Annotated in this window: 11 protein-coding genes; 7 read left to right on the top strand and 4 right to left on the bottom strand. The window is 69.3% G+C overall.

Annotation, left to right across the window (positions count from 1 at the left end; genetic code table 11):
• Positions 1-1,208 (bottom strand): acetyl-CoA carboxylase biotin carboxylase subunit (locus IRZ30_RS11190; RefSeq protein WP_294085182.1); only part of this gene is annotated, 1,208 nt, incomplete at its 3' end.
• A 409-nt stretch (positions 1,209-1,617) separates the two neighbouring features.
• Here IRZ30_RS11190 and IRZ30_RS11185 point away from each other — a divergent pair.
• The 7 genes from IRZ30_RS11185 (at position 1,618) to IRZ30_RS11155 (ending at position 8,663) form a co-directional block, all read left to right on the top strand.
• A complete protein-coding gene (locus IRZ30_RS11185; RefSeq protein ID WP_294085181.1) occupies positions 1,618-2,496 on the top strand; it encodes a xanthine dehydrogenase family protein subunit M in 879 nt (292 codons plus the stop codon).
• Between the two features lie 31 nt (positions 2,497-2,527).
• Positions 2,528-2,995, top strand: a complete 468-nt coding sequence (locus IRZ30_RS11180) for a (2Fe-2S)-binding protein (protein WP_012873261.1) — start codon at positions 2,528-2,530, stop codon at positions 2,993-2,995.
• Positions 2,996-3,013: 18 nt separating this feature from the next.
• A complete protein-coding gene (locus IRZ30_RS11175; protein WP_294085178.1) occupies positions 3,014-5,371 on the top strand; it encodes a xanthine dehydrogenase family protein molybdopterin-binding subunit in 2,358 nt (785 codons plus the stop codon).
• Positions 5,372-5,467: 96 nt separating this feature from the next.
• Complete coding sequence (locus tag IRZ30_RS11170) at positions 5,468-5,713, top strand: acetyl-CoA carboxylase (RefSeq protein ID WP_294085176.1); 246 nt, start codon at positions 5,468-5,470, stop codon at positions 5,711-5,713.
• Positions 5,714-5,752: 39 nt separating this feature from the next.
• Positions 5,753-6,745 (top strand): allophanate hydrolase subunit 1, encoded by a 993-nt coding sequence (locus IRZ30_RS11165; protein ID WP_294085175.1) that lies wholly within the window; start codon positions 5,753-5,755, stop codon positions 6,743-6,745.
• Between the two features lie 175 nt (positions 6,746-6,920).
• Positions 6,921-7,895, top strand: a complete 975-nt coding sequence (locus IRZ30_RS11160; RefSeq protein WP_294085174.1) for a biotin-dependent carboxyltransferase family protein — start codon at positions 6,921-6,923, stop codon at positions 7,893-7,895.
• 3 nt (positions 7,896-7,898) lie between these two features.
• On the top strand, positions 7,899-8,663 hold the full coding sequence (locus IRZ30_RS11155) for a 5-oxoprolinase subunit PxpA (protein WP_294085173.1): 765 nt from the start codon (positions 7,899-7,901) through the stop codon (positions 8,661-8,663).
• A gap of 932 nt (positions 8,664-9,595) precedes the next feature.
• Here IRZ30_RS11155 and hpaD read toward each other — a convergent pair.
• The 3 genes from hpaD to IRZ30_RS11140 form a co-directional block, all read right to left on the bottom strand.
• Complete coding sequence (hpaD, locus tag IRZ30_RS11150; RefSeq protein ID WP_294085172.1) at positions 9,596-10,609, bottom strand: 3,4-dihydroxyphenylacetate 2,3-dioxygenase; 1,014 nt, start codon at positions 10,607-10,609, stop codon at positions 9,596-9,598.
• A 52-nt stretch (positions 10,610-10,661) separates the two neighbouring features.
• The gene (gene hpaB, locus IRZ30_RS11145) at positions 10,662-12,137 is read right to left on the bottom strand and encodes a 4-hydroxyphenylacetate 3-monooxygenase, oxygenase component (protein WP_294085171.1); all 1,476 of its coding nucleotides are present in this window, start codon (positions 12,135-12,137) and stop codon (positions 10,662-10,664) included.
• Positions 12,138-12,202: 65 nt separating this feature from the next.
• Positions 12,203-12,968 (bottom strand): aldehyde dehydrogenase family protein (locus IRZ30_RS11140; RefSeq protein WP_294085170.1); only part of this gene is annotated, 766 nt, incomplete at its 5' end.

Below are 12,968 nucleotides of genomic sequence, written 5' to 3'. Positions count from 1 at the left end.
GCCCGGCGCCCGCGCTGGATCGCCTCGGCCCGGTCGGCGCCCCAGGTGATCAGCTTGGCGACCAGGGAGTCGTAGTAGGGTGGCACTTCGTAGCCGGGGTAGATGGCGCTGTCCAGCCGGACTCCCGGGCCGCCGGGCAGCGCCAGCTTCGTGATCGTGCCCGGTGACGGGAAGAAGTGGAGGTCGGGATCCTCGGCGTTGATGCGGAATTCCATGGCCCAGCCGGAGACGCGCACGTCCTCCTGCCGGAACCAGAGCAGTTCCCCGGCGGCGATGCGGAGCTGGGCCTTGACGAGGTCGATCCCGGTGATCACCTCGGTGATCGGGTGCTCCACCTGGATGCGCGTGTTGGCCTCGATGAAGTAGAAGCCGTTCTGATCGACCAGGAACTCGAAGGTGCCGGCGTTGGTGTAGCCGACGGCCTGGGCCAGCCGCACCGCGGCGGCGGTCATCTGCTCGCGGGTCTCGGGGTCGAGGGCCGGCGACGGCGCCTCCTCCAGCACCTTTTGGCGCCGCCGTTGCAGGGAGCACTCGCGCTCGAAGAGGTGGACGACGGTGCCGTGGTGGTCGGCGAGGATCTGGACCTCGATATGGCGCGGGTGGATCAGGCGGCGCTCCAGGTAGATGGCGTCGTTGCCGAAGGCGGCACGGGCCTCGCGCTGCGCGGCCTCCAGCGCCTCCGCGAAGTCCTCGGGCCGGTCGACGATGCGGATACCCTGTCCACCACCGCCGGCCGCGGCCTTGATCATCACCGGGTAACCGAGGCGTGCTGCCTCGTCCGCGGCGTGTTCGGGATCCACCACCCCGTCGCTGCCCGGCACCACCGGCACGCCGGCGTCAATGGCGATACGGCGTGCGGCGGCCTTGTCGCCGAGCCGCCGGATAGCATCCGCGGAGGGGCCGACGAAGGTGATCCCCGCCTCGGCGCACGCGGCGGCGAAGTCCGCGTTCTCCGCCAGGAACCCGTAGCCGGGGTGGATGGCGTCGGCGCCGGTCTGGCGCGCAGCGTCCAGGATCGCCTCGGCATTGAGATAGCTCCGCGGGGCTGGAGCCGGGCCGATGTGGACCGCCTCGTCGGCGTAGCGCACGTGCAGCGCGTCGGTATCGGCGTCGGAATACACCGCGACGCTGGGGAGACCGAGCTCGCGGCAGGCGCGGATGACCCGCACCGCGATCTCTCCACGATTGGCCACCAGTACCTTTCGCATGTCGTCTCGCTTCCTCGCATCGCACACCACAGGGCGGCGCCGAGCGGTCCACGGGCTCAGCGCGGGATGCATCTTATCAACTCCCGGTGCCGAGTGGCGCCACCCGGCCAATTCCGGCACGAATTCCCCGTCCAATGTACTTGACAGCGCCTCCCATTCCCTCTACGGTACGCATATCTTGACACCGATTGCGTCCTTCACGACCATCCGGCGCTGCCTACGGTATCCACGACCACGGCGGGGTGGTGCCTTTTGCTAAGTGGGACGGCCCTTCGAACCACGGAAGGGTTCTAAGACATCAATCCTCATCGAGTGCGCCTGGCCGCTCGGGCCGGGCATGGAACCCGCGCGGCGGTGTTCGCGCGGGGTGGGGATGGCCGGCATGGTACCGGCGGAGGGAGGTTTACCGGTGAAACCACCCAGTTTTGAGTACTTCGCGCCGACCACGCTCGATGAGGCGGTGGCGCTCCTGGCGCAGCACGGGGATGAGGCGAAGGTGCTCGCCGGAGGCCAGAGCCTCGTGCCGATGCTGAACCTGCGCCTGGCGCGGCCCGCCGCCCTGGTGGACCTGAACCGAGTCACGGGGCTGGACTATGTGCGGGCCGAGAACGGCCACGTGGTGATTGGCGCACTCGCCCGCCAGCGTGCGGTGGAGCGGTCGGCCGACGTGGCCGCGCGCCAGCCCTTGATCGCCGCGGCGATTCGGCTGATCGGGCACCCCGCCGTGCGGAACCGGGGCACCGTGGTCGGGTCGCTGGCGCATGCCGACCCAGCGGCCGAGTTGCCGGCGGTCGCGGTCGCGCTCGGCGCGGAGATGGTCGTCACCGGCCCGAACGGGGAGCGGGTCGTCGCGGCCGATGACTTCTTCGTCTCGTACCTGACGGTCGATCTGGCGCCCGGTGAGGTCTTGAAGGAAGCGCGCTTCCCCGCGCTCCCGCCGCGTACGGGATGGTCGATCGTGGAGGTGGCCCGGCGCTTCGGCGACTTCGCTCTGGCGGGGGCGGTGGCGACGTTGACGCTCGATGACCAGGGCGCTGCCAGCGACGTGCGGGTCGCGCTGTTCGGCGTGGCCGACCGGCCGGTGCGGGTACCGGAGGCTGAGCAGGTGTTGCGCGGCGAGCGGCCGGACGACGACCGGATCGCAGCGGCGGCCGAGGCCGCGCGTGCGGCGCTGGTCGACCCGCCGTCCGACGTGCATGCCTCCGCGGCGTACCGGCGCCATGTTGCCGGGGTGCTCGTGGGACGGGCCCTGCGCGAGGCGCGCGAGCGCGCGCAGGCGAGCGGTTAGTGGGCGACGAGACAAGAAGGGGGCCACTGCCATGAAGCGCGCGATCGCGCTGACCATCAACGGGGTTCGCGTGGAGGCCGAGGTCGAGCCCCGGAAAACGCTGGCCGATTTCATCCGCGAGGATGCCGAACTGACCGGCACCAAGCTGGGCTGTGAGCACGGCGTGTGTGGCGCCTGCACGGTCCTGCTCAACGGCGAGGCTGTGCGCTCCTGCCTGATCTTCGCGGTCCAGGCGGACGGCGCCGAGATCATGACGGTTGAGGGCCTGGCGCAGAACGGGCAGTTCCACAAGCTGCAGCAGGCGTTCTGGGAGAATCATGCGCTGCAGTGCGGGTTCTGCACGCCGGGCTTCCTGATGTCCTCCTACGCGCTCCTCCAGGAGAACCCGAACCCGACCGAGGACGAGATCCGCGAGGGGCTCTCCGGCAACATCTGTCGCTGCACCGGCTATCAGGGGATCGTGGCGGCGGTCAAGTCGGTCGCCGGCTCGGCGGAGTAGGACGGGAGGCTGTCGACGATGGTACAGATGGCGACCCCGCGAGGGAAATGGATCGGCGCCCGCGTCAAGCGGGTGGAAGACCCCCGCTTCCTCACCGGCGACGCGCGTTATGTCGCCGACCTCACGCTGCCCCGGATGGTGCACGCCGCCTTCGTCCGCTCTCCGTACGGTCACGCCCGCATTAAAGGGATCGACGCGAGCGCGGCGCTTGCGGCGCCGGGCGTGATCGCGGTGCTGACGCACGCCGACGTGGCCTCGGTCCCGCCGCTGCAGGACCCGATCGCCCTGGACGGTCTGAAGAAGACCCCGCAGACGGTCCTGGCGAGCGACAAGGTGCGGTTCGTCGGCGAGCCGGTCGCGGTCGTGATCGCCGAGGACCGCTACCTGGCCGAGGACGCGGCCGAGCTGGTGCAGGTCGATTACGAGCCGTTGCCGGCCGTGACCGATGCCGAGGCCGCCATGGCGGAGGGCGCGCCGCTCCTCTTCGAGGACCTGGGCAGCAACGTCGTCTACGACCAGACCTACCGCTTCGGGGACCCGGACAGCGCCTTCCAGCAGGCAGACCGGACCTTCAAGAAACGGCTGCACACCAACCGCTTCATGGCCTCGCCGATGGAGACGCGCGGCTGCATCGGGCAGTACGACCGTGGGCTGGGGGAGCTGACCTTCTGGTCCTCGACCCAGATGCCGCACATGCTGCGCCTCTCGCTCGCCGGCTTCCTCGGCATTCCGGAGCAGAAGATCCGGGTCATCACCCCGGAGGTCGGCGGCGGCTTCGGGCAGAAGATGACGCTCTATCCCGAAGAAGTCGTCGTCGCTTTCCTGGCGCGGCACCTCCAGCGCCCGGTCAAGTGGATCGAGGACCGGCGCGAGAACCTGATGTCCGCCACGCACGCCAAGGAGCAGATCATCGAGTTGGAGGCGGCGCTGACGAACGACGGCACGCTGCTCGGCCTCCGCGCGACCTGCATCGGCGACGGCGGCGGCTACTCGTTCAACACCGCCAGCGCGCTGGTCGAGCCGCAGGCGGCGGCGCTGATGATGCCCGGGCTCTACCGGGTCGCCAACTACGAGGCGCGCGTCGTGGCGGTCGTGACCAACAAGACCCCGGTCGGCGCCTTCCGGGCGGTCGGCTGGACCGCCGGCCACACCGCTCGCGAGCTGTTCTTCGACGAGATCGCCCGCGAGCTGGGCATGGACCCGGTCGAGTTCCGCCGCAAGAACATGATCCACGAGGACGAGCTCCCCTACACGACCTGCAGCGGTCAGGTCTACGACAGCGGGAGTTACGTTAAGTCCCTCGATCTCGCGCTCCAAACCGTCGGCTATGACGAGCTGCGGGCGCGGCAGGCGGAGCTGCGCGCGCAGGGTCGCTACCTGGGTATCGGCATCAGCCCCTATGTGGAACCGACGGCCTGGGGCTCGGAAATCGCCCTGCAGGTCGGCTTCCCCTTCCCGTCCCACGACAACGCCCGGGTCAGCATCGAGCCGAGCGGCAAGGTGACGGTGGCGGTGACGACGCACAGCCACGGGCAGGGCCACGAGACGACGCTGGCGCAGGTCGCGGCCGACATCCTCGGCGTTGACCTGGCGGACGTCACCGTGGTCTTCGGCGACACGGCCGCGACGCCCTGGGGTATGGGGACCTATGCCTCACGCAGCGCCGTGATCGGCGGCGGCGCCGTCACGCTGGCGGCCCAGGAGGTGCGCGAGAAGATCCTGAAGATCGCGGGCCGGATGCTCGAGGCCGACCCGGCCGACCTGGTGCTCGCCGACGGCAAGGTCTCGGTGCAGGGGTCGCCCGACCGCTCGGTCACCCTGGCTGAGGTCGCCGTGTCGTCCTACTTCGTCAACAGCGTTCGGGCCGAGGGGGAGGATCCGACCCTGACCGCCACGCGCTTCTACGATCCCAAGGCGACCTACTCCAACGGGTGCATCGTCGTCGTGGCCGAGGTCGATCCGGAGACAGGGCAGGTGCGCCTCGACCGGGTCGTGTCGGTCGAGGACTGCGGCACGGTGCTCAACCCGATGATCGTCGACGGGCAGATCCACGGCGCGGTGGCGCAGGGGATCGGCGGCACGCTCTACGAGCACCTGGTCTACGACGACCAGGGGCAATTGCTGACCGGCACCTTCATGGACTACCTGCTGCCGACCGCGACCGAGGTGCCGCCGATCCAGGTCGAGCACCTGGAAACGCCCTCGCCGGTGACGGTGCAGGGTATCAAGGGCATGGGCGAGGGCGGCCTGATGGCCTCTCCGGCTGCGGTGGCCGGGGCGGTGCTCGACGCGCTGGCCCCGTTTACCCCGAAGGTCGAGGAGCTGCCGCTGTCGCCCGAGCGCATCCTGCGGGCCATTGGTACGATCACCGATTGAGAGGTGAATTGGAACCCGCTCCTACGAGCGGCCGATCGTGTCGCTGGCCGGCGGACGGACCCGCCGGCCAGCGCCAGAACAGGAAGGGAGACCTGCGTGGCGCAAGAGCGCACCATCAAGTCCCCCCTGCCGGGGGTCTTCTACCGGCGACCGAACCCGGAGTCGGAACCGTATGTCAAGGAAGGCGACCGCATCGAGGCCGGGACGACGATCGGGCTCGTCGGCGTGATGAAGTCCTTCCACGAGATCAAGGCGGACAGCGGCGGCGTCGTGGTCCGCTTCCTCGTGGAGAATGAGGAGCCGATCCGCGTCGGCCAGGACCTGCTGGTGCTGGGCGACTAGGCAGGCGCACACGACCGGTGAAGCCGGAAGGAGGGAGCCGTGGCTCAGCATGACGGCCAGACCAGCGGTGTGATCCTGGCGACCGTCCCGGCCCGCGAGGGACGGCCGAAGATCGTCTATCGCCAGGCCGGCGACCGCTTCATGCTCGTCGAGTTCGGCGACATGGAGTTCGACCTGACGATGAGCTTCCGCGTCCTGGGGCTGAACCAGGCGCTCAAAGACCACGGGCTCGACGGGTTGATCGAGACGGTGCCGGCGATCCGCAGCATCCTGATCCACTACGACAGCACGCGACTGAAGCCGGATCGCCTGATCCAGGCGGTCGAGGATCTCTACGAGCAACTCCCGCCGTTCGAGACGCTCACGATCCCGAGCCGCCGCATCTCACTGCCGATCGCCTTCAACGACCGGTGGACGCGTGCCGACATCGCCCGCTACGTCGAGCACATCCGTAAGGACGCCCCCAATATCATCAACGGCAACAACCTCGAGTACGGGGCGATGTACAACGGGCTGCGCGACGCCGAGGAGCTGATGGAGTACGTGATGGCCACCGAGTGGTGGAGCGCGGCCATCGGCTTTTTCCCGGGCCTGCCGTTCCTCTACCCGCTCGACCGGCGCTACGCCATCGTCCTGCCCAAGTACAACCCGACGCGGCCCTGGACGCCGGAGGGTGCCGTCGGCATCGCCGGGCCGTGCCTGGCGATCTACCCGGTGGCGTCGGCCGGCGGCTACCAGCTCTTCGGGCGCACGATCCCGATCTATGATCCGAAGCAGCGCAACGCCGCCTTCGCCGAGAACCCGATCCTGCTGCGTCCGGGCGACCGGGTCACCTTCGGCCCGCGCGTCAGCGACGAGGAGCTGATCGAGATCCGCGAAGCGGTCTACAACGGGACGTACGAATACCAGATCGACCACGACGCGACCTTCGACGTCGGGGAGTACCTGCGCTTCCTCGAGGAGACGCGCGAGGAGGCCGAAGCCTTCCGCCGTCGCCAGGAGGAAGCCGCGCAGCGGACGCCGGTGCCGTAGAGGGGTGCGTCATACGTCAGGCGTCATACGTCAGGAGCGATGCCTGCTCCGTCTTCACTGTTCCTCGCTGGATCGCCCGCTGGGTCTGCGACGGAACACGCAACACGGAACACGGGGAACGCATGACGCATGACGAAGCACGCATGACGGAGTACGCATCACGGAGGTGGAGCCCATGCTCGAGGTCAAGAGCGGTGGGATTGAGACAACGGTGCAGGACTACCCCGGCCGGGTCGGGCTGCTCGACCAAGGCATCTTCCCGGCCGGGCCGATGGACGATCTGGCCTTCCGCATGGCCAACCTGCTGGTCGGCAACGACCCGGGCGCAGCCGGCCTGGAGGTGACCGCCGGAGGCGCCGAGTTCGCCTTCACCGATAACCGGGTCGTGGCGGTCTGCGGCGCCGACATGCAGCCGCGGATCAACGGAGAGCCGATCGAACTCTGGCGCTCCTACGAGGTGAAGGCGGGCGACACGCTCACGCTCGGCTGGCTGAACGGCCCGGGGTTCCGCTCCTACGTTGCGGTGAGCGGCGGAATCGACGTGCCGGTCGTACTCGGCAGCCGCGCCACCTACGCGCCGGGCGAGATCGGCGGTTACGAGGGGCGCGCCCTCAAGGAGGGCGATCAGTTGCCGCTGGGGAATACCGGGAACGCAACCCCCGGGCGACGGGTCAAGCCGTCCCTGGTCCCGACCTACACGAGCGAGTGGGTCGTCGAAGCGGTGCGTGGGCCGCAGGCGGACCCTGACTACTTCACCACCGAGGACATGGAGTTCTTCTTCAGCCACGCCTGGACGCTGGACCGGAACTCCAACCGCACCGGCTACCGGTTGGACATCCACCAGTGGCAGTGGGCGCGCAAGACCGGCGGCGTCGCGGGCGGGCACCCCTCGAACATCCTCGACAACGGCTATCCGGTCGGCGCGGTGAACGTCGCCGGGGACCAGCCGATCATCCTCACGGTCGACGGCCCGACGCTCGGCGGCTTCGTCTGCTGCGCGGTGGTGGCCATGGGCGCGATGTGGAAGCTGGGACAGATGGTGCCTGGCTGGGACAAGCTCCGCTTCAAAGAGGTCGACATCGCCCAGGCTGCCGAACTGGTCCAGCAGATGAATCAACTCATCAGTGAGGAGAGCCTGGAAGGGGTCTGAGCCATGGCGATCCGCATGGACATCAACTCCGACATGGGCGAGAGCTTCGGCCGCTACACCATCGGGAACGACGCCGAGCTGATGACCGTCATCACCTCGGCCAACATCGCCTGCGGCTGGCACGGCGGTGACCCGGCGGTGATGCGGGAGACGGTCGCCCTTGCGGTGCAGCATGGCGTCGGGATCGGCGCCCACGTGGCGCTGCCCGACCTGCTGGGCTTCGGCCGGCGGCGCATGGAGGTCAGCCCGCAAGAGATCTACGACTACACGCTCTACCAGGCGGGTGCGCTGGCGGCCTTCGCCGAGGCCGCCGGGGGGCGTCTGCAGCACGTCAAGCCGCACGGCGCCTTCTACGTCATGTGCGCCCAGAACCCCGAGTACGCCGACGCCCTGGCGCGCGCGGTCAAGGCGCTCGGCGACGACGTGATCCTGGTGATGATGGGCGACGTGGCGCCCAAGGCCGCGGCGGCTCACGGCGTGCCCTACATGCCCGAGGGGTACATCGATCTCAACTACAACGCCCAGGGCGGGCTCGTGCTGGAGCGCAGCAAGCAGGCCTGGGATCCGGACGAGGTCGCCAACCGTGCGGTGCAGATCGCGACCCAAAAGACCGTGAACACCATCGACGGCACCACGCTGCCGATGGACGTCAAGACGCTCTGCATCCACGGCGACGCGCCGAACTCCGGCGAGGTCGCCCGCCGCGTCCGCCAGCGGCTGGAGGCGGCAGGCGTCGAGATCGTTCCGATGCGGGAGATGCGGGGGTAGCCCGGTGGCTACCCCCGCGTGGTCACCACAACCGCCGCAAACCGTTTGACGGCAACACGTGTTGGCGCCGATCGGAGCCCGGGGTGTGCCTCCGGTGCCGGGTCCGTGCGTGGACGGGTGGCGGTGGTGGCTAGCACCCAGGGTCGATCCCGATCCCAGGCCCGTGCGTGAACGGGTGCCGGTGGTGGCCCGTGCCCGGGGGTGAACCCCGGGCTGACAACGAAAGCCGGCTGAGGACGGTGAGCCGATGGGTTGGTGAGCGGATCACACCGCCCGGCATGTGCCCGGGGGTAAAGGAGTTTGACGAATTAATCCTGCATACCAGCCGCGCCGTCTCCCGCCCGCCTCCGCCGGCTCGGGCGGCTGCCGACCGTCGCCGGGATGGGTGGCGGGCAGGTCGCCGCGTCGAGGTACGTGCCCCGGGATGGGTGGTGGGAGGTACCCCGCGCCGTGGTTTGGGGCCCGGGGCTAAAGCCGCCGGGCTCACAACAAAAAGCCGGCTGAAGCCGGCTGGGGCAGATCAGGACTGACACCCCGGTGATAGGGTGTCCGCCGGTCGGCCCGTGACCGGCGGCTTTCGCCCCGGGCACATGCTGGGGTGCGGGATCCTTTGCACCACCCACCCCGGAACGGGATCACGGCGCGGGGATCCTTCGCGCCACCACGTCCGTGTCCCGCCGCCGGTGCGGCACCAATCCCGGCGCGCGGCTGATGCCGCCAGACTCCAAATAGCCCGCTTGAGCGGGCTTTCCTTGTCAGCCCGGCGGCTTTAGCCCCGGGCACGTGCCGCGCGGTGGGATCTTCACACCACCCATCCCGCGGCACTGACTGTGCCGCGGTGCGGGTCCCTACATCACGCATCCCCGGGCACGGGCCGGGCGGTGGAACCCGAACGCCACGAACCCCGGGCCCATGCCGCGGTGTTGGAGCCGTCAATGCCCCACGTAGCTTGGCCGGTCGGCCATTTGCGGCGACTGGATCGGCATGTAGCCGTCGCCGTCGAAGGTGGCGACGAGGGCGGCGTCGTTGAACCAGCTCGCGGGCGCGGCGTGACCCCAGTAGGTCTGGCGTTTGGGGTCGTTCAAGCGCCAACGGATCGGCTCGAAGTCCGGGTCGGCGATCAGATAGTCGCAGGTGTAGAGCTCCACCCGGTTGCCGTCCGGGTCGCGCAGATAGAGGAACATCGCGTTCGAGATGCCGTGGCGGCCGGGGCCGCGCTCGATGGACGCCTCGTACCCGGCGGCGGACAGGATGTCGGCAGCGCGCAGCACGTTGGCCGACTCGGGCAGCCAGAACCCGACGTGGTGCAGACGCGGGCCGGGGCCGGTCATGAGCGCCACGTCGTGGACGTTCTGCTTGCGGTGGAGCCAGATGGCCCAGAGCCGGGGCGGGGTCTCCTCCGTCTCGGTGTACTCCGAGCAGTGGAAGCCGAGGGTGTCGCGGTACCAGGCCGTGCCGGCGTCGACGTCGGGCACCTGGAGGTTCACGTGATCGACGCGCATCACGTGCGGCCCGCGGTACTCGTGGAAGCGCTGGAGCATCCGCGGGACGCGCTCGACCGCGTGGTAGAACTCGACCGGGAAGCCGAGCGGGTCCTGGATACGCAGCGCGCGGCCCTGGCCCCGCTCCTCGCCCGGCTCGACCCAGCGCGCCGGCAGCCCCCGCTCCGTGGCGAGCCGGTGCAGCGCCTCCAGGTCGCTCTCGCTCGCCACGCGGTAGGCGATGTGGCCCAGTCCCGGCGCGTCGGACTGGGTCAGGATCAGGCTGTGGTGCTCCCAGTCCTCCAGGCAGCGGAAATAGACGCGGTTGCCGTCGCGCTCGGTCTCGACGAAGCCGAGGAGTCCGTCGTAGAAGGCGCACGCCCGCTCCAGGTCGGTCACCCGGATCTCGACGTGCCCCGTCTTCAGGATGGTGAAGGCTGGCGTTGGCGGCGTCGATGCTCCCATTGACCTCTCCTCTCAGCACCGCTGCGCCGGGTTGCGGCGGGCGTGAGCAGGCTCACTGCCGCGCCGGCTCCTCCTGCTCGACTCGGTCGAGGAAGGCTTGCACGCGCTCCTTGTAGGGCTCCTTGTTGTAGCTCGTGTAGAGCGCGCCGGCCATGCGCACCGGGTCGCCGAAGAAGAAGCGCTCGTAGAGCACCTGGCGCGAGCCGAAGGAGCTGAGCGCGGCGTCCCAGGCCAGGCGGAACAGCTTCACCCGCTCGTACGCGTCGGTGTTGCGGCCCTGCAGGTAGCGGTCGATCATGGCCCGCGCCGGGCTGCGCATGTCGGCCTCGGTCGGGAGCGCCATCAGGCCGCTCGCGCCGAGGATCTGGATGATCTCGATCATGCGCGGGTAGAGGCGCGGGAAGAGGTTGCGGGCGGCATTGAGCGGGCCCCATGCGGGGGTCATCAGGCCCCACTGGTCGACCGTGGCGTCGGCCTCGCTGGCGCGCAGGAACGCGCGCATCGCCTCCAGGTCGATGATGATCTCCGCCAGCTTCTCCTGGACGTGCTGGAACTGGTCGATGCCGATCCGGTCGGCGATCAGGGCGGCGATCCCGAAGATGAACTCGGCCTTGGCGACGTTCTTGACCACCACCTGATGGGCCATGTGGACCACGGCGTTCGTCTCGGCGAAGACGCCGTTGGCCAGCTCGACGTCGCCGTAGAGGAAGACCCGCTCCCACGGCACCAGCACGTCGTCGAAGACGACCACGGCGTCCATCTCCTCGAACCGGGAGCCGAGCGGGTGGTCGAAGTGCGAGCGGCCGATGTCGAACGACTCACGGCAGATGAACTTCAGCCCGGGTGTGTCGCACGGGATGGCGAAGGCGAAGGTGTAGGGACGGTCCTCCTCCGTGCCGCGGAGCACGGTCGAGGGGAAGACTTCGATCTCGTCGGCGATTGGGCCGAGCGTAGCCAGCATGCGCGCCCCGCGCAGCACGAGCCCGGCGTCGGTCTCCTTCACCACGCGGGCGACGATGTAGGGGTCGGACTGCCTCGCCGGGCCGACCGCGCGGTTGACCTGGGGAGTGATGAGCGTGTGGGTCAGCGCCAGGTCCCGCTCACGGACCTCTTCGTAGTAGCGCCGGATGCGGTCGGCGTTCGCGGGGTTGTTGCGGCCGAAGTAGTCTGCGGCTGCGGCCATGGCCATCAGCCCCGCGTTGAGGTAGTCGGGCGTGCGGCCCATCATGCCGCCCGAGTAGTCGGCCCAGCGCTTCATCATGATCCGCCGCCGGGCGAGGTCCTCGCGCGAGCGCGGCTGAAGGAACGACATCCCGACGCGCTCGCCGGTGGTCGGCGAGACGTACGTCATCTCCTCGCGCAGCTCCGGGTCGTGTTGCATGTCGTAGAGCGCCGCGAGGCTGCGGGTCACGTTCTTGAAGGCGGGATGCTCGGTGATGTCACCGATCACCCGCTCCCCGTGGATCCAGACCTCGCGAGGGCGCTCCCTCAGTCCTTGGAGATACTCCGCACCGGTCCGAGCCCCCATCGTTGTCCCTCCGCTGCCGCTAGGTGCATACGCACACCGTCGTTCTCGATGGATTCCGTCCGCGCTCAGGGCGTCGCCCCGAACTTCGGGATGCGATGCTGCCCGAGCGCCACGTGGATCGTCTTCGTTTCGGTGTAGAACTCGAAGGAGTAACGTCCGCCCTCGCGGCCGATGCCGCTCTCCTTCATGCCCCCGAACGGGGTCCGCAGGTCGCGGACGTTCTGGGAGTTCACCCAGACCATGCCGGACTCGATCTCGGGCGCGAGCCGCGTGGCGCGGCTGACGTCCGACGTCCAGAGGTAGGCGGCCAGGCCGTAGCGGACGTCGTTGGCCATGCGCAGGACCTCGGCCTCGTCCTCAAACGGGATCACGGTCAGGACCGGGCCGAAGATCTCCTCCTGGGCCACGCGCATCTCGTTGCGGACGTCGACGATCACCGTCGGCTCCAGGTAGTTGCCGTCGGCCAGGTCGGGCTGGTCCGGCCGCCGGCCGCCGACGGCGATGGTGGCGCCCTCCTCCCGGGCGATGTCGAGGTAGCCCATGACGCGCTTCAGGTGCCGCCGGTGGATGAGCGGGCCGACCTCGGTTGACGGGTCGAGCGGGTCGCCGACGCGGATCCGGCGCACGCGCTCGATCAGGCGGCTCACGAAGTCGTCGTAGATCGGGCGCTCCAGGAAGAGGCGGGTACCGGCGGTGCAGCGCTCGCCGTTGAGGGAAAAGACGCCGAAGATGGCGGCGTCGAGCGCGCGGTCCAGGTCGGCGTCGGCGAAGACGATGACGGGCGACTTCCCACCCAGCTCCATCGAGAAGCGCTTCAGCGTCTCGGCGCCG

Origin of the sequence: Sphaerobacter sp., assembly GCF_019683595.1 — a bacterium.
Classification (GTDB): domain Bacteria; phylum Chloroflexota; class Chloroflexia; order Thermomicrobiales; family Thermomicrobiaceae; genus Sphaerobacter.
This window is presented reverse-complemented; position numbering and strand designations above follow the sequence as displayed.